A 16,108-nucleotide genomic window follows, 5' to 3' on the forward strand; every position below is an offset into this window, starting at 1 on the left:
CACGTCTGTTTCCCGTGAGGAACGCTGCCCTCAGCGGGGGCGGGCCGGGGGTGTGAGGGTCCCGTGGGCGCGCCCGGGAGGGCTGTGAGGTTAGGGTCGCGATCATGCCCGACATACCCGTGACCGTCGTAGCCCTGTTGTGCCTGGCCTCCCTCGCGGCGGGGTGGATCGACGCGGTGGTCGGCGGGGGCGGGCTGCTGCTTCTGCCGGCCCTGCTGCTCGGACTGCCGTCGGTCACCCCGGCGGCGTGGGCGCTCGGCACCAACAAGGCCGTCGCCATCGTCGGCACCAGCGGCGCCGCCGTCACCTATGTCCGCAAGGCGCCGGTGGACGTCGGCACGGCCGTGCGCATCGGGCTCGCCGCGCTCGCCGGGTCCTTTGCCGGTGCCTTCTTCGCGGCCGGGATGAGCACGGACGTCCTCAAGCCGGTGATCATGGTGGTGCTGGTCGGGGTCGCCGCCTTCGTGATCCTTCGCCCGGGCTTCGGCACGGCCCCGGCGGCCGGCCCGGCCACCCGCCGCCGGCGGCTCGCCGCGATCGGCCTGGCCGGGCTGGGCATCGGCTGCTACGACGGCCTGATCGGCCCCGGCACCGGGACCTTCCTGGTCCTCGCGCTCACCGCACTGCTCCGCCTCGACCTGGTCACCGCCTCCGCCACCGCGAAGATCGTCAACTGCTGTACCAACGCGGGCGCCCTCGCGATGTTCGCCTGGCAGGGCACGGTCCTGTGGAAACTGGCGGCCCTGCTGGCCGTCTTCAACCTCGCCGGCGGCACCCTCGGCGCCCGCACCGCGCTCAAGCAGGGCAGCGGCTTCGTCCGGGTGGTCCTGCTGACGGTCGTCTTCGCGCTGGTGACGAACCTGGCGTACCAGCAGTGGGTGGCCTAGCCGCCGTCAGCGGCTGCCCGTCAGATGTGCGAACACCACCACGTTGCCCTGGTAGCCGGTGGCCTTCGAGTAGCCGCCGCCGCAGGTGATGACGCGCAGCTCGGGGCGGGAAGCGGCGCCGTACACCTTCTCGTCGGGGAAGTCGCGCGCCGCGTACACCTCCACCGCGTCCACGGTGAACACGGCCACGCTGCCGTCCCTGCGGTCCACCTCGATCCGGGCGTCCCGCCTGAGCGCGCCGAGGTTGTAGAAGACGGCCGGCCCCTCCACGTTGTCGACATGGCCGGCGACGATCGCGGTGCCCGTCTCGCCGGGCAGGGTGCCGGACTCGTACCAGCCGGCCAGGTTCTTGTTCCGGGCGGGCGGCACGTCCAGGCTGCCGGAGGAGGTGAGGGCCAGGCCCATCAGGGGTGCGTTCACCCGGATCGCGGGGATGCGGATACGGATGGGCGGGGAGGGGGCGAGGGCGGGGGCCGTGAAGCGCGCGCCATCCGGATCGGGGCGGCCCTCGGCGGCGGCCGGCTGCGGCGGCTCGTGCGTCCCGGCACCGCCGTCGAGCAGCCACACCCCGGAACCGAGGGCCACGACGGTGACCGCGGCTATCGCGGTGTCGCCGAGTCTGGCGCTCCTGCCGCGTCTCGCGCTCCTGCGCATGCGAACCTCTCTCCCGGAGGCGGACCCCCGATCTTCCGGAGGCCAACCCCGAATCCTCCGGGGGCAGACCCGGATGCTCCGGGGGATGAACCCCGGAATGTCCCGGAGGCGGCTCCCGAATGTCCCGGGGGCTGCCCCCGGATGTCCCGGAGGCGGGCCTCCTGGGACCCCCTCCCCCTCCGGGCCGCGAGGGGCATCGGACCCGGAGGGGGCGGGATTGCGGTACCGGCGGACGGACAGCGGAGGGTGTCCGTCAGATCCTGTCGCCTCTCGCCCGGCGATGCAGGAGCCAGGTACCGCCCGCGGCGGCGACGGCCAGCGCCGCCACACCCACCACGGTCTGCACGGGGTCGGGACCGAGCGCGCCGCCGACCCCCGTCTTCAGGCTTCCCCGCGGCTGCGTTTGCCCGTGCGCCGGGCTCAACGCCACCACCAGGTCGCCCGTCACCTGCCGGTTGCCCTCGGCGCACTTGGCGACGATCTCGTACGTCCCCGGCTGCGCGCTCTCCGGCACCTGGAACTGGCCGACCGCCTCGCCCTCGTGCGCGCTGGGCGCCAGCGTGAACGTACCCGCGCCGACCGCGCCCGCGTCCCCGGTCGCCGAGCCCTTGTCGCCGCATGCGGCGGTGTTCACCGTGACCTCGGTTCCGGGCACCACACTGGAGGGGTACACCTCCAGGCTCGTGCTGCTGCCGGCGTAGGCGGGTGCCGCGGCCGCCACGACGAGCGCGGTACCGGTCAGCAGCCGGGCGGTGCGTCGCATGGTGCTCCCCAGAGCTTGTCCGACTCGTGTCTCCTCTGCCCTTCCGAGGTAAATGGCTTTCGCCCCGGTCCGCTTCCTGAGGGCCCGTCAGGAATGCGGTGAACGGGTGTCGAGACCAGCCCCACACGGCGTAGCCGCCGCCGAGTTCCGGCAGGTCACAGACGTATGGAAAGGGACGATGAGATGACCGTGTGAAGAGCACACGAATGGAGCGACGCCCGCCGTTGAACGGGTGAGGGTACGTCAGTCCCCGGCCGCCGCCGGCAGCCGCACCTCCGCCTCGGCTCCGCCGTCCGGCGCGTTCCGCAGCCGCACCCGCGCCCCGATCACCTGCGCCTGCCCGAGGGCGATGGTCAGTCCCAGCCCGGTGCCCTGGCCGCGCTCGGCCGCCCCGGTCAGGAACCGCCGCGGCCCCTCCCGCAACAGCCGCTCCGGGAAGCCCTCCCCGTGGTCCCGTACGGTCACGGCGCACCCGGACACGGACACCTCGACCCGGCCGCCGCCGTGCCGCCGGGCGTTGCTGATCAGGTTGGCCAGCACCCGCTCCAGCCGGCGCGCGTCCGTCCGTACGGGGGTCTCCTCGCCGGCGCCGGTGAGCCCCACGTCCTCGCCGGCCCGCCGCACGATCCCGGCGACCATGGGACCCAGCGGGCGCACCTGAAGGTCCGGCCGCTCCGCCTCGGCGTCCAGCCGGGCCACCTCCAGCAGGTCCTCGGTGAGCGTCCGCAGCGCCCGCACCCGGTCCCGGACCAGCTCGCTCGGCCGACCCGGCGGCAGCAGTTCGGCCGCCGTGTGCAGGCCGGTCAGCGGGGTGCGCAGTTCATGGGCGACGTCGGCGGTGAACCGCTGCTCGGCCTCCAGCCGGCTCTGCAGGGTCGCCGCCATCGTGTCGACGGCGGCGCCGAGTTCGGCCACCTCGTCCCGGCCGCCGGCCGTGCCCGGCCCGCCGATCCGGGCGTCCAGCTCGCCCTTGCTGATCCGGCGTGCGGTCGCCGCCGCCGTCCGCAGCTCACGGCTGAGCCGGCCGGCCAGCAGGGCCCCGCCGAGCGCGGCGAGCGCCACCACTCCGGCACCGGACACCATCAACTGCCGGTCGAAATCGGCCATCTCCCGGGCCTCTTCGTCCAGTGGCTTGCGCACGGACAGCACATGACCGCCGATCGGCCGCGCCGCCCACACCGCGGGGTGGTCCGAGGACAGGTCGAGGTAGGTCGTGCGCCGCCCGTCGAGCGCGGCATGCCGCAGCGGCTCCGGTACGGCGGAGGAGTCGAGGGCGCCCTCGGCGTCGTCCTCGTCGACGTGGCCGGTGAGTTCGTACACCTGCCGGACCCGGACCAGCTGGGCCAGCGCCTGTGCCCGTGCCCCGTCGGCGACCTGCTCCAGCCGCGCCTGGTGCACGAGCAGCCCGATGGCGACGGCGACCAGCGCACAGCCGACGGCGAGGAGCACGGCGATCTTGCCGCGCAGCCCGAGCCGGCGCAGCCCGATCGGGTCCAGGCCGAGCCGACGGAGCCGAAGCCGACGGAGTTGAAGCCGAGGGAGGCCGGGTCGGCGCGGCGTGAGCCGGGGCAGCCCGGGGCGGCGGGGCCCGCTACGGCCCGGGCCGCCATGGCGGCGCACACCCTGGCCGAGCGCCGTCACCGTGCGCCGCCCTTGCTCTGTGCGGGGGACGGCGTCGGCTCCGCGCCGGCGGACCCGTACTTCTTCTCGTCGCTGACCGTCACCAGACGGACACCGTTCCAGTGGAAGCGCACGGCCTGCTGGGCGCCGTCCGCGCACAGGCCGCGCAGCACCAGGTCCCGGCCCACCGTCTCCACGGTCATCTGCCGGCCCCCGCTGAGCAGCACCTCGTACACCCGGCCGGCGCGGGCGGCGAACACGGCGAGCAGGCTGCGGCCGTTCTCGGTGTCCACGGCGACGAGCAGCTCGGGCTGCCCGTCCCCGGACAGGTCGGCGTAGCGCGGCGGGCGCAGTCCGGCCGGGCCCGGCTTGTCGGTGCTCGGCCGGTCGGCATACGGCCGGGTGCGCGGGTCGGCGCGCAGCACCGCCCGCACGTCCAGATCCCGCAGGTCCTTCAGCCCGTCCGTGCCGATCCGGGGCAGCCCGTTCAGAGGCTCGGGCGGCGGCTGATGTGTGGAGGCCTGTGCGCCGGGCGCCGAGGCGGACGTACCGGACCAGGCCGGCCATACCGCGTCGGGGCGTGGCTGCGCGGACACGGAGGGTGCCGGTTCCCCGGCGGCCAGCCCGTTCGTGGCGGCACACCCGGTGGCGACCCCGGCGGCGACGAGCGCGGCGCAGCCGGGGAGCAGCAGGCGGAGGGACGGCTTCATGCCTCCGACCGTTGCACCGCTTCATCACGGAAATCCGGAGATTGTGTAACAAGGATCAGTTAAGGCGGGTGATCCGGGTGTTTCGGGACCAAAGTCCCGGGACCAACAGGCCGGTGCCCGGACCGGCACCGGCCATGGAGATGGAGATGGAGAGGGAGGCGGCCTCAGTTCACATTGACGGCGCTCCAGGCCGCCGCCACCGTGTCGTACTCCGTGCTGCCCGCGCCGTACAGGTCCTTGGCGGCGTTCAGGGTCGCCGTACGGGCCCCCTTGTAGTTGGTCGAGGAGGTCATGTAGACCGTCAGCGCCCGGTACCAGATCTTGCCGAGCTTGTCCCGGCCGATGCCGGTGATCGTGGAGCCGTTGTACGTGGGGGAGTCGTAACTGACCCCGTTGATCGTCTTCGGGCCGCTGCCCTCCGCCAGCAGATAGGCGAAGTGGTTGGCGACGCCGGAGGAGTAGTGGACGTCGAGATTCCCGACCGACGAACTCCAGTAGTCCGCGGAGCTGCCGTCCTTGGACGGCTTGTCCATGTAGCGCAGGGCGGTGTGGCCGAACCCGGGCTTCACGATCTTCTCGCCGATCAGGTAGTCACCGGGGTCGGAGGGGTTGTTCGCGTACCACTCGACCAGCGTGCCGAGGACGTCCGAGGTCGCCTCGTTGAGCCCGCCGGACTCCCCGGAGTAGGTCAGCGCGGCGGTCTTCGACGTCACCCCGTGGGTCATCTCGTGGCCGGCGACGTCGAGGGCGACCAGCGGCCCGAAGGTGGTCCCGTCACCGTCGCCGTACGTCATGCAGAAGCAACTGTCGTCCCAGAAGGCGTTGTTGTAGTTGCTGCCGTAGTGGACGCGGTTGTACGAGCCCTTGCCGTCGCCGCCGATGCCGTTGCGGCCCTGGACGTTCTTGTAGTAGTCCCAGGTCTCGTCGGTGCCGTACTGGGCGTCGACGGCGGCCGAGGCGCGGTCGGCGGTGGTGCCGCTGCCCCAGTGGTTGTCGGCGTCCGTGAACAGCACCGCGGGGGCCCGGCTGATGCAGATGCTCAGGATGCACGCGTCGGTCTGGCCCTGTGCGTCCCCGGTGTAGGTGTTGCCGCGCGTCGGGTCTTTGAGCTGGTACGACGATCCCGACGGGGTCGTCTGAAGCGGCACCGTCCCGCTGTAGAGCGACTTGCCGTCGCCGGCGGCGGTCTCGATGCTGTCCCAGGCGTCGATCTGGGCGCCGGTGCGGGCGTCGGTCAGCACGGTCCGGGCGACCGGGTTGCCGAGCGAGTCCAGGCCGACCGCATTGGTGCGCCAGGCGAGCCTGGGGGTGCCGTGCAGGGCGTCGACGATCAGCTCGGGCTTGGCCTTGACCTGCTTCAGCACGGTGCCGAGGTTCGCGGCGCGCAGGGCGTTCACGGCGAGGCCGGCGGCCTCGGGGCTCGCGATCTTCGGGACGATCGAGGCGAGGGATATCGGGGCCCGGGTGGACCGGTCCGCGCTGCGGTAGGCGCCGTCCGGGGCCAGATGGACCACGAAGTCACCGCCCAGCACTGGCAGTTGGTGGTAGGTGCGGTCGTAGCGGACGTGCTGGGTGCCGTCCTTGTCCACGATCACGTCGCGGACGCTGGTGTTCTCGGCCGAGGTCAGGCCCAGGCTCGCGGCATGGGCCAGGAGTGCCGCCGCCGCGTTCTCGATCGCGGTGGCCCGGGACGGTCTCGTGTCCGCGTGGGCGGCGGGGGAGAGGGCTGCGGTCAGCAGGGTCGCGGTGGTGACGGCGACGCCGGCGGTGGTGCTGAGACGACGGGATATTCGGACCTGCGGCCGTATCCGGCTCATCTGTCTCCTCGGGGTGGCGCCGAACGGGGGCGTGGGGGCGGCGCCGAACGGGGGTGGGGAAGGGGGAATGGGGCTGATGCCTGCAGAGATTTAAGAGGTCATGACATTTGATGTCCATAGACCCTTCATGGAGATGTGTGAGGGGGCGGGGGAGGCGCTGCACCGGACGCACTTCACGTGAATGTAGTGTTCATGACAATTCTGAGGAGGGGTGGGCGCCAGGGCCGCCGCGGCCGGGGGGTGCGCGGTGAGGGGGCGAGCGGGCCGGCTAGGTCGACACGAGATCCCTGATGAGCTGCGTCATCTGTGCGGACGGGGCGACCCCCAGTTCCCTGCGGAGCAGCGCCCGGTAGTCCTCGTAGCGCTTGACCGCGCAGGCGAGGTTGCCTTCGGCGGCGTGCACGTCGATCACGATGCGGTGGCCGGTTTCGCGGATCGGGTCGATCTCGATGGCTGCCAGCGCGGTCTGGAGCGCGGGTAAGTAGTGCCCCGCTGAGCGGAATTGCTGGGCCAGACTTTCGAGGGCGTGCTGGCGCAGCTGGTTCCAGCGGTCGCGCTCCGTCGTCAGCCATTCATCAGGCCAGCCGGGCAGCAGCTCCCTGGACAGTTCCTCGATCAACGGCTCGAAGTCATCGGGGAGTTCGCTCAGACCCGAGATGATCTGCCGAGCCGCCGCCCACGCGGCGCGCAGGTCCACCAGGACCGCCTCGGACAGCCGCAACCGTTGCCCGATGCACTCGACCGCCGGTACGAAGGACGCTCGCCGTGCCTGGCACAGGGCGGAGCGGAGATTCGCAGCCGCTCGGCACGGGGTCGAGTCCGGCCACAGCACCCCGGCGGCCGCAGCTCGGTACACCCCCTCGCGGTTCAGTGCAAGTAGGGCCAGCAGGCGCTGTGTTCCGAGCGGAATCGGGCGCGGTCCTTCGCCGCAGGCGAACTCGAAAGCTTGAAGTAGTTGCAGGTTTGGACCAGTCCCAGAAGACACATTCACCACTGTTCCCAGAAGACACATTCACCACTTTGCAACGGGCATATGCGTCGTGCATCTGCACATCCGCTCATGGGGTCGACCGGCCGCATCCGGCCGCGGCTGGCGCCACCATCGTTTCACCCCGCCCCGCACGCCCCTGACGTGCGCAAAGAACGCACCGCGAACGCATCGGCAACGCCCGCGGAGCAGGGCCGCGGCGCTCCGGGGACACCTGCGCCACATGCCCCTCCGAGGCTGGGTCCAGCAGCCGCCGCAGCAGAGCGGTGGCCCGGTTCGAAGGGCTATGGGATGGAAGCGCGTTCGATCCTCGGGGACCCCGCCGTCGTCGGCGGCCTCCTGGGTGATCCGCGTGTGTGCGTGGCGGTGCTCGACGGTCCGGTGGACCTCGGCCACCCCTGCTTCGCCGGTGCCGACGTCCGTGTCCTGCCCACCCTGGTGCGGGACCCGGCAGGCTCGGGTCCGATGGCGTTGCACGGAACCCACGTCACGAGCCTGCTGTTCGGGCAGCCCTCCGGCCCGGTGACGGGCGTCGTACCCCGGTGCCGCGGTCTGCTGCTGCCGGTGTTCCCCGACGACACCCGGACCCGGGTACGCCAACTGGACCTCGCTCGCGCGATCGAGCAGGCGGTCCAGGCCGGGGCGCACATCATCAACATCAGCGGAGGCGAACGCACCCCCGACGGCCTGCCCGACCCGATGCTGGAACGGGCGCTGAAGCTGTGCGACGACCACCGCGTCCTCGTCGTCGCCGCCGTGGGCAACGACGGCTGCGACTGCCTCCAGGCCCCCGCCGCCACCGCATCGGTCCTCGCAGTGGGCGGGTTGGGCGCCGACGGCGCACCCCTGGAGATCAACAACTGGGGGCCGGCCTATCGCGTCAATGGGGTGCTGGCGCCGGGCGAGGGCATCCGGGGCGCCGCCCCGGGCGGCGGCGTCCGCGCCCTGACCGGGAGCAGCTTCGCCACGCCCCTCGTGTCCGGCCTCGCCGCGCTGCTGGTCGCGGACCAACTGCGACAGGGGCTGCCACCGGACCCCAGGGCGGCCGGCCAGGCGATCCTCGCCACGGCCACCGCCACCGCGTGCCGGCCCGACGACGCCCCGCACTGCCGACGTTTCCTCGCCGGAACGGTGTCCGCCCCACGGGCCTTCCGGCTCATCGCGGCCGCACAGCCGCAACCCGCCACGGCACGGCCCGCCGCCGCTGCCGTGGCACCGCAGCCATATGAGGGGGGCGCGTTCGATGGATCCGATGGAGAAGGAGCGAGCGAGATGGACAGTGACCGCCAGTACTGGGACGCAGCACACGGTGCCGCGAGCATGAGCCGTGCCGTACCGGGAGAAGGGCTGCACGCGGCAGCGGGCACGCCTTGGCCGGCCGACGGAGGGATACGGGCGGCAGCGAGCACGCTTCCCCCGCCCGACGGAGGGATGCAGGCGGCAGGGAACACCCTTCCGCCGCCCGACGGCGGCACGACCCCGCCCTCTCCCGCCGCCCCGCCCCAGCCCTCTCCCGCCGCCCCGCCCCCGCCCGCCATTCCGCCCCGGCCCGTCGGGGACCCCGGCGTTCTCGCCTCGTGCGCCTGCGGATGCGGAGGGGGGCCGGGCTGTTCGGAAGCAGACGGCGGCGTGGGACCCGCCGCCGCACAGCCCCCAGCACACACACCGCGGACCCCGGCCCCCGGCGTCGTACCGGCGGACACCGCACCAGCCGGTGCGGTCCCGCCCGCTCATCTTCGGTCCGAGCCCGAAGCCCGGCTCCAGCCCTCGGGCCTTCCGGGCGGGCCCGAGGGCGGAGCCCTCCAGCCGCCGTCCCCCGAACTGCCCGGGCCCGCGAGCCCCCACCCCGCACCCGGCGTGCGCCCAGCGTGCGCCTGCGCGACCGGTACATCCGGCACAGCGCTGGTCTACGCGATCGGCACCGTCGGATTCGACTACACGACCGAAGCCCGTCGGGACAGCTTCCGTCAGGCGATGCCCTTCGTCGACGACGGGCAGGACGACCAGGGACGCCCGCGCACCAAGCAGCCGGACGTCTACGACCCCGCCCAGCTGCGCGACTACCTGATCACGGCCCCCTGGGCGGCGAACAACCTCGCCTGGACCCTGATGGTCGACGGCGCACCGGTCTACGCGCTGGAGGCCGAACCGGCCATCGGCATGGAGTACGGCGAGACCTTCGACGAGGAGCGGGTACGCGGCGCGGCCTCGGACCCCTCCGGCCTGGCGGACCTGCTGGTCGAACTCGCGCGCCCGCCCGTCTCCACGGTCTACCGGACGTTCCGGGACGCCATCGTCGGCGAGGCGCTGAAGCCGGAGGACAAGAACTTCGTCTCCCTCGTGTCCATCCCCGGTGTGCTGACCGACCGCACCACACGCCTGTTCAGCGGACAGGTCGTGCCTGTGGTCGAGGTGAAGAGCCGCGGACTCTACACCTGGAATGAGGCGGCCCTGGTCGAGGACGTCATCGCCACCGTGATGGCCGACAACGCGCGGCGCAACGTCGACCTGAGCGAGGACACGCTCCGCAAGACCGTACGCGCCCTGCTGGACAAGCTCTACTACCAGTTCCGCAACCTCGGGCAGACCGACGCGGACCGGGCCCTGAACTACGCCGGCACCAACGCGTTCCTGCTCACCAGCTCCTTCGCCGACGGGTTGCTGGGTGCGAAGTACGTCCCCGGCGACGAGGACCGCTTCTACTCCCTGGACACCATCACGGTCAGCAAGAGCACGTACTGCCGGGAGAGTTCGGTCTGCTACGACGTCGTGACGACCTTCTTCGACCCGGAGAACGAGCTGCGTTCACGGCTGTCCTTCCTGCAGACGATCGACGTCAGCATCGAGACCCCGGTCAGCGTGGCACCGGTCCACCAGTTCCTGGGCGCCATGTGAGGCCCTACCCGCCCCTAGGAGGCGACGACAGTGTCCAGTACGCACCGACCACCGCGGATCAGACCGCCCATCCCCGCACCGCCCGTGTTCAGGGACGGGCCCATGGAACTCCCGGGGCACGCCGGCCCCGGAGCGGACGGCGGGGCCCGGGCAGCGGGTGACCGCTGCGGGCACCTGTCCGGCACAGCGCGGCAGATGTGTTACTCCGCGCGCTACGGCATCCGGGTCTGAACGATCCGGGTAGGAAAGAAGACAGAGAGGAGCAAGGCCATGAGGGACCGCATCTCGCGAGAGGCGGACGGGCTCAGGGCCGCCGCGCTGCGCATGCCGCAGCAGGCGCCCCCGGTCGACCGGACCGCCGCCGGGGCTGCCGCCTACGCCCACGACAGGGGCGACGGCGTCCAGCCGAACGGACTCCTGAGCTGGCTCGGCCAGCAGGCGGACAACGTCGTCGGCAACGTCCTGCCGTTCTGACACCGCCACCGCGCAGGCGGGCGCGGCTGCCCATCACGTCCGCCTGCGCGCCCCCTTATCCGTAACGGACGAAAGGCCGTGCCATGCGCCTCAACCTCCCACCCCAGGCGGCGATCGACCGGAAGCGGGACCGCTACCACCCTTATCTGCTCAGCTACGTCCTCACGGACGACTCGTCCGGCGACTCCTCCGACAATTCGCCTGGCGGCTCGTCCGGCAACTCGTCCCGGGCTCCGGGGGCGGTGCGCACCGTCACCCCACGGGACAGCCTGCTGCCGCCCGGCGGCCCGGCTCGCGACAGTAACGCGTTCGTGCTCGAGGTCCAGCCCGGCGGTCTCTTCGGCCACGACCCCGGCGACCCCGCCCCCCTGTGCCGCTCCACCCGCGGCGGCTGTCCCCCGTCCCGCCGCTGACCCGGCCGCCGCCCGAGAGGGGACACCATGCCCGCCCTGCGCACGGCCATCGCCTGGCCCAACGACAAGACGTACCTCTTTTTCGACGACGACACCTACACCCGCTACGACACGGTCACCGGCTCCCTCGAACAGGGCGGGCTGAGCGTCCCCGCGCAGTGGACCGGTCTCCCCCGGTCACCCGGCGCGTTCGTGTGGTGGGGCGCGGGCAAGGCCTACGCGTTCACCGGCGGCACCTACGTCCGCTACGACGAGCCCGGCGACCGGGCCGACCCCGACTACCTGCCCCCCAACCCGCCCTTCACGGTGGCCGGGAACTGGCCCGGGCTGCCCGCCGCCTGGCAGCCGGGTTTCGACACGGCGGTGAACTGGGGCACGGGCAAGCTGTACTTCTTCAAGGGCGACTCCTACCTGCGCTACGACATCACCGCCGACCGTGCCGACGACGGCTACCCCCTCCCGATCTCCGGCAACTGGCCCGGCCTCTTCCCTCAGGACCTCACCGCCGCCGTGTACTCCGGCGGCCGGCACGCGTACTTCTTCCGCGGCGACGACTACCAGCGGTACGACGTCGATGCGGACACCGTGGACGACAGCGGCACCCTGGCGACCCTGCACCTCGACCCGGCCCCCGGCGGCGGCGTACAGCCGGCCCGGCTGCTGACCCCGGAGCAGGCGGGCCGGCTGACGACCGACCTGATCGCCCGCGGCGTCCTGACCCTCCAGGGCGGAGGGACACCGGCTGTGGGCCAACGGGTCGCGGTCCAGCCGCCCACCCTCGGCCCGGTCCGCTACACCAACGCCCTCAATCCCGCGGCCGGCTTCTTCGACAACGTCGACCAGCGGATGCTCATCGCCCTGTACCGCCTGACCCGCTGGATCGACGCCTCGGCCCCGGACGTGACCGAGCTGCGCCATCTCGGCATCGGCCACGGCAACGGCCCGCCCAACGACTGCCACAACCAGGGCCGCGCTCTGGATCTCTCGGGCATCGCCGGCACCTTGGACGGCACCCCCTTCACCAAGTCGATCCTCCAGGACTGGGGCAACCTGCCGCCCCGGCCCGGCAGCGCCGTACGCATCGCCCCGTCCGTCGACGCCCTGGCCTACCAGCTGTTCTCCACGGCCTACCGCTTCGCCGTCCACGAGTGCGAGGCCAACGGCATCGGCACCGGAAACAAGTGGCCCATGCCCCCGCTCGGCGACAGCGGCTTCGTCATCTACCCCGACTACGGCGGCGACCCCGCGCTGCGGCAGGCGCACCAGAACCACATCCATATGCAGGTCGGCAAGACGAGAGCCTGATCACGAGGGAGGTCCGGGGTCCCGCACAATCGGAGCGTGAACCCGCGAGAGCCGAGGGGGCCCGAGGGCCCGCTGCCCTTCTTCGTCTACGGCACGCTCCGCCCCGGCGAGGCGAACCACGACCTGTTCCTGCGAGGCCGCACCGCGGCGGAGGAAGGGGCCCGCCTGCCCGGCGCGGCGCTCTACGACGGCCCCGGCTTTCCGTACGCCGTCGAGGAGCCCGGTCGAGCGGTCGTCAGCGGGGAACTGGTCACCGCGCTGCCCGAGGCTCATGACCAGTTGCTCGCCGAGCTGGACCAGCTGGAGGAGTACGTGCCCGGCGACCCACGCAACCTCTACGAGCGTGTCGCCCGGGACGTCGTACGCACCGCCGACGGCACCCCCGTCCGGGCCTGGGTCTACCTGGCCGCCCCACGCATGGCCGACCGCCTACGCGCCCGTGGCACGCGCATCGAGAGCGGCGACTGGGCGGCCCGGCGCTGAGTCAGCTCAGCAGTGGCAGCCCCTCGGGTACGGCGATCCCGAACTCCTCCGCCGCGACGCGCCGAGCCTCCGCCTCGTTCGTCAGTTTGCGCTCGGCCACCGTGCCGTCGGCGCGGGTCTCGGTCAACAGGCTGCCGTCCAGGGACAGATGACGCCCGGCGGTGGTGCGCTGCAGAAAGGCGCGCTGGGTGAACGGAGAGCGCGGGTTGGTGCTGACGTACCAGTTGAACACCTCGAAGTCCCGCGCGGTGAACGGCTCCAGTGTGAAGGCGTACTGCCCGGCCCACTCCCGCTCCCGCCGGTCGTACGCCTGCAATTCCCACAGCTCCAGCGGGCCCTGGTGCGGCAGCGGCATCAGCCGGTGCCGGCGTCCGCCGCCCTCGGGCTCGACGCCGGTCACCAGCGGCACCGGCGCCAGCAGCGCCCCGATCGAACCGAAGCCGACGTCCGCGAGATACGGTTCCGGCTCGCCCGGCACCGTGACCCGCAGCATCGCATGGGTCCGCGGCCGGCTCTCCGGGGTTGCCGCGCCCAGCACCACCCGCCCGGCCAGCGGCGTCACCGGGAACCCCAGCGCCTCCAGAGCCAGCCGGAGCAGTGTGTTGTGCTCGTAGCAGTAACCGCCGCGCCTGCCGTGGACCATCTTGGCCAGCAGATCCGCCGGGGCGAGCGAGGGAGCCCGCCCGGACAGGGCGTCCAGGTTCTCGAAGGGCACGGACAGCGCGTGCGCCAGATGGACACCCCGCAGCGTCTCCAGGCCCGCACGCCGGCCGCCCCGCCAACCGATGCGGTCCAGATAGGCGTCGAGGTCGAACTGCTCAGACTGCTCAGAATCAGACATGCTCCGAACCTACGCGCCCACCCCGCGCACCGCCGCGGCCCCCGGACCGGTCCGCGCTACTCCGGTGGCCCTACGACCTCCACCCGCACCGCGCACGACTTGAACTCCGGCATGCGGGACGTCGGGTCGAGGGCCGGGTTGGTGAGGGTGTTGGCGCGGCCCTCGCCCGGCCAGTGGAACGGCATGAAGACCGTGTCCGGGCGGATGGCGGAGCTGATCCGGGCGGGCGCGGTGGCCCGGCCCCGGCGGGATGTCACGGTCACCGGGTCGCCCTCGGCCGCGCCGATACGGGCCGCGAGGCGCGGGTGCAGCTCCACGAACGGGCCGGGCGCGGCCGCGTTCAGTTCGGCGACCCGGCGCGTCTGCGCCCCCGACTGGTACTGCGCCACGACCCGGCCGGTGGTCAGCAGCAGCGGATAGTCGGCGTCCGGCTCCTCCGCCGTCGCCCGATGGGCCACGGCGGCGAAGCGGGCCCGGCCGTCGGGCGTCGCGAAGCGGTCCAGGAAGAGGCGGGGCGTGCCCGGGTGGGCCACCTCGTCCGTGCTCTCCGGGCACGGCCAGAACACCCCGGTCTCCTCCGCCAGCCGGCGGTAGGTGATCCCGGAGTAGTCCGCGGGGCCGCCCGCGCTGGCCCGGCGCAGCTCCTCGAAGACCTCCTCGGGGTCGGTCGGGAAGCCCTTCTCGACGCCGAGGCGGGCGGACAGCTCGTGCAGGACGTACAGGTCACCGCGGACCCCGGGCGGCGGAGCGACCGCCGGCCGGCGCAGCAGGACCCTGCCCTCCAGGCTGGTCGTCGTGCCGGTCTCCTCCGCCCACTGGGTGACCGGCAGCACGACGTCCGCCAGCTCCGCCGTCTCCGAGAGGACGACGTCGGCCACCGCCAGGAAGTCCAGCGAGCGCAGCCGCTCCTCGACATGCGCCGCGCGGGGCGCCGACACCACCGGGTTGGAGCCCATCAGCAGCAGCGCCCGGATGTCCGTGCCGAGGGCGTCGAGGAGCTCGTACGCGCTGCGGCCGGGCCCGGGGAGCGCATCCGGGTCCACGCCCCACACCCCGGCCACGTGCGCCCGCGCCTCCGGGTCGTCCAGCTTGCGGTAGCCGGGCAACTGGTCGGCCTTCTGGCCGTGTTCGCGGCCGCCCTGCCCGTTGCCCTGCCCGGTCAGACAGCCGTACCCGGACAGCGGCCGGCCCGCGCGGCCGGTCGCCAGGCACAGGTTGATCCACGCGCCCACCGTGTCCGTGCCCTTGGACTGCTGCTCCGGGCCGCGCGCGGTGAGCACCATCGCCGACTCGGGCGCACAGAACAGCCGTACCGCCTCCCGGAGCTGGGGAACGGACACCCCCGTGATCCGCTCCACCTGCTCCGGCCAGAGCGCCATCGCCGCCGCCCGGGCCTCCTCCCAGCCCGTCGTCCGCTCCCGTATGTACTCCTCGTCCGTCCGCCCCTCGGCCACCACCAGGTGCAACAGACCCAGGGCGAGCGCGAGATCGGTGCCGGGGCGCGGCGCCAGATGCAGGTCCGCCTGCTCGGCCGTCCTCGTCCGGCGCGGGTCGACGACGATCAACGTGCCGCCGTTCTCCCGCAGTTCGCTGAAGAACCGCAGAGACGGCGGCATGGTCTCGGCGAGATTGGAGCCCACGAGGATCACACACCCCGTCCGCGGGATGTCCTCCAGCGGGAACGGCAGCCCCCGGTCCAGACCGAACGCCCGCGTCCCGGCCGCCGCGGCCGACGACATGCAGAAACGGCCGTTGTAGTCGATCTGCGAGGTGCCCAGCGCCACCCGCGCGAACTTGCCGAGCGCGTACGCCTTCTCGTTGGTGAGCCCGCCCCCGCCGAACACGCCCAGCGCGTCGGCGCCGTACGCCTCCCGCGTACTCCCGAGCCGCTCGGCGAGCAGGTCCAGCGCCGCCGCCCAGCTCGTCTCGACCAGCCGGCCACCGGACCGCACCAGCGGCGAGGTCAGCCGCACCGCCGGTGACAGCACCGCGGCCGCCGTCCGGCCCTTGCCGCACAGCGCACCCCGGTTCACCGGGAAGTCCGGCCGCTCGGCGACCTCGACGCCCCCCGCCGCCAGGGGCGTGAGGTTCATTCCGCACTGCAGGGCGCAGTACGGGCAGTGGGTGGGCGTCGAGGCGATCGTGTCCATACCGCCAGCGTGCGTCGACCGTGTTACGACCCTCGACCGCTCCCGGTTACACGCCCGACACGGCGACCTCCCCGCGCCGCCCCGCCCGCGGTGAGGGGACGTGCCGGG

At 72.8% G+C, this 16,108-nt stretch carries 14 protein-coding genes; 6 read left to right on the plus strand and 8 right to left on the minus strand.

Going from position 1 to position 16,108, the window contains the following annotated elements:
- Positions 1–104: 104 nt before the first annotated feature.
- Entirely contained in the window at positions 105–887 is a 783-nt protein-coding gene (locus tag M878_RS78660; RefSeq protein ID WP_023550971.1) for a sulfite exporter TauE/SafE family protein, read from the plus strand.
- A 6-nt stretch (positions 888–893) separates the two neighbouring features.
- Here M878_RS78660 and M878_RS78665 read toward each other — a convergent pair whose 3' ends face one another.
- From M878_RS78665 to M878_RS97795, 6 genes are all read right to left on the minus strand, one after another.
- On the minus strand, positions 894–1,541 hold the full coding sequence (locus M878_RS78665) for a class F sortase (RefSeq protein WP_023550972.1): 648 nt from the start codon (positions 1,539–1,541) through the stop codon (positions 894–896).
- Between the two features lie 253 nt (positions 1,542–1,794).
- Positions 1,795–2,304 carry a hypothetical protein gene (locus M878_RS78670; RefSeq protein ID WP_023550973.1) on the minus strand — a complete coding sequence of 170 codons (510 nt, stop codon included), beginning with the start codon at positions 2,302–2,304 and terminating at the stop codon, positions 1,795–1,797.
- A gap of 243 nt (positions 2,305–2,547) precedes the next feature.
- On the minus strand, positions 2,548–3,945 hold the full coding sequence (locus M878_RS78675) for a sensor histidine kinase (RefSeq protein ID WP_023550974.1): 1,398 nt from the start codon (positions 3,943–3,945) through the stop codon (positions 2,548–2,550).
- Entirely contained in the window at positions 3,942–4,634 is a 693-nt protein-coding gene (locus M878_RS96750; RefSeq protein WP_023550975.1) for a hypothetical protein, read from the minus strand. The genes M878_RS78675 and M878_RS96750 overlap by 4 nt, the downstream gene beginning before the upstream one ends.
- A gap of 164 nt (positions 4,635–4,798) precedes the next feature.
- The gene (locus tag M878_RS78685) at positions 4,799–6,451 is read right to left on the minus strand and encodes a M4 family metallopeptidase (protein ID WP_023550976.1); all 1,653 of its coding nucleotides are present in this window, start codon (positions 6,449–6,451) and stop codon (positions 4,799–4,801) included.
- Between the two features lie 268 nt (positions 6,452–6,719).
- The gene (locus tag M878_RS97795) at positions 6,720–7,148 is read right to left on the minus strand and encodes an AfsR/SARP family transcriptional regulator (protein WP_158692800.1); all 429 of its coding nucleotides are present in this window, start codon (positions 7,146–7,148) and stop codon (positions 6,720–6,722) included.
- Between the two features lie 582 nt (positions 7,149–7,730).
- On the opposite strand from M878_RS97795, the gene M878_RS92495 reads away from it, so the two are divergent.
- The 5 genes from M878_RS92495 to M878_RS78715 all read left to right on the plus strand — a co-directional run bounded on the left by M878_RS92495 (position 7,731) and on the right by M878_RS78715 (position 13,009).
- Positions 7,731–10,334, plus strand: coding sequence for a cyanobactin maturation protease PatG family protein (locus tag M878_RS92495; protein WP_023550978.1), 2,604 nt, complete (start codon positions 7,731–7,733; stop codon positions 10,332–10,334).
- A gap of 270 nt (positions 10,335–10,604) precedes the next feature.
- A complete protein-coding gene (locus M878_RS78700) occupies positions 10,605–10,808 on the plus strand; it encodes a hypothetical protein (protein WP_023550979.1) in 204 nt (67 codons plus the stop codon).
- Positions 10,809–10,891: 83 nt separating this feature from the next.
- Positions 10,892–11,221 carry a hypothetical protein gene (locus M878_RS78705; protein WP_023550980.1) on the plus strand — a complete coding sequence of 110 codons (330 nt, stop codon included), beginning with the start codon at positions 10,892–10,894 and terminating at the stop codon, positions 11,219–11,221.
- Positions 11,222–11,248: 27 nt separating this feature from the next.
- Entirely contained in the window at positions 11,249–12,526 is a 1,278-nt protein-coding gene (locus M878_RS99020) for a hemopexin repeat-containing protein (protein WP_023550981.1), read from the plus strand.
- Positions 12,527–12,562: 36 nt separating this feature from the next.
- Complete coding sequence (locus tag M878_RS78715) at positions 12,563–13,009, plus strand: gamma-glutamylcyclotransferase family protein (RefSeq protein ID WP_023550982.1); 447 nt, start codon at positions 12,563–12,565, stop codon at positions 13,007–13,009.
- A 1-nt stretch (position 13,010) separates the two neighbouring features.
- On the opposite strand, the gene M878_RS78720 is transcribed toward M878_RS78715, so the two are convergent.
- Positions 13,011–13,850, minus strand: coding sequence for an arylamine N-acetyltransferase family protein (locus M878_RS78720; protein ID WP_023550983.1), 840 nt, complete (start codon positions 13,848–13,850; stop codon positions 13,011–13,013).
- Positions 13,851–13,906: 56 nt separating this feature from the next.
- Entirely contained in the window at positions 13,907–16,000 is a 2,094-nt protein-coding gene (locus tag M878_RS78725) for a molybdopterin oxidoreductase family protein (protein WP_023550984.1), read from the minus strand.
- Between the last annotated feature and the right edge of the window lie 108 nt (positions 16,001–16,108).

The organism is Streptomyces roseochromogenus subsp. oscitans DS 12.976, assembly GCF_000497445.1.
GTDB classification, from domain to species: Bacteria; Actinomycetota; Actinomycetes; order Streptomycetales; family Streptomycetaceae; genus Streptomyces; species Streptomyces oscitans.

What these genes read in the sequence shown, in the direction of transcription:
- M878_RS99020 (WP_023550981.1), top strand. Translation starts at nt 11,249, where the DNA reads ATGCCCGCCCTGCGCACGGCCATCGCCTGGCCCAACGACAAGACGTAC.
- M878_RS78720 (WP_023550983.1), bottom strand. Translation starts at nt 13,850, where the DNA reads ATGTCTGATTCTGAGCAGTCTGAGCAGTTCGACCTCGACGCCTATCTG.
- M878_RS78705 (WP_023550980.1), top strand. Translation starts at nt 10,892, where the DNA reads ATGCGCCTCAACCTCCCACCCCAGGCGGCGATCGACCGGAAGCGGGAC.
- M878_RS78670 (WP_023550973.1), bottom strand. Translation starts at nt 2,304, where the DNA reads ATGCGACGCACCGCCCGGCTGCTGACCGGTACCGCGCTCGTCGTGGCG.
- M878_RS78700 (WP_023550979.1), top strand. Translation starts at nt 10,605, where the DNA reads ATGAGGGACCGCATCTCGCGAGAGGCGGACGGGCTCAGGGCCGCCGCG.
- M878_RS78685 (WP_023550976.1), bottom strand. Translation starts at nt 6,451, where the DNA reads ATGAGCCGGATACGGCCGCAGGTCCGAATATCCCGTCGTCTCAGCACC.
- M878_RS96750 (WP_023550975.1), bottom strand. Translation starts at nt 4,634, where the DNA reads ATGAAGCCGTCCCTCCGCCTGCTGCTCCCCGGCTGCGCCGCGCTCGTC.
- M878_RS78665 (WP_023550972.1), bottom strand. Translation starts at nt 1,541, where the DNA reads ATGCGCAGGAGCGCGAGACGCGGCAGGAGCGCCAGACTCGGCGACACC.
- M878_RS78725 (WP_023550984.1), bottom strand. Translation starts at nt 16,000, where the DNA reads ATGGACACGATCGCCTCGACGCCCACCCACTGCCCGTACTGCGCCCTG.
- M878_RS92495 (WP_023550978.1), top strand. Translation starts at nt 7,731, where the DNA reads ATGGAAGCGCGTTCGATCCTCGGGGACCCCGCCGTCGTCGGCGGCCTC.
- M878_RS78660 (WP_023550971.1), top strand. Translation starts at nt 105, where the DNA reads ATGCCCGACATACCCGTGACCGTCGTAGCCCTGTTGTGCCTGGCCTCC.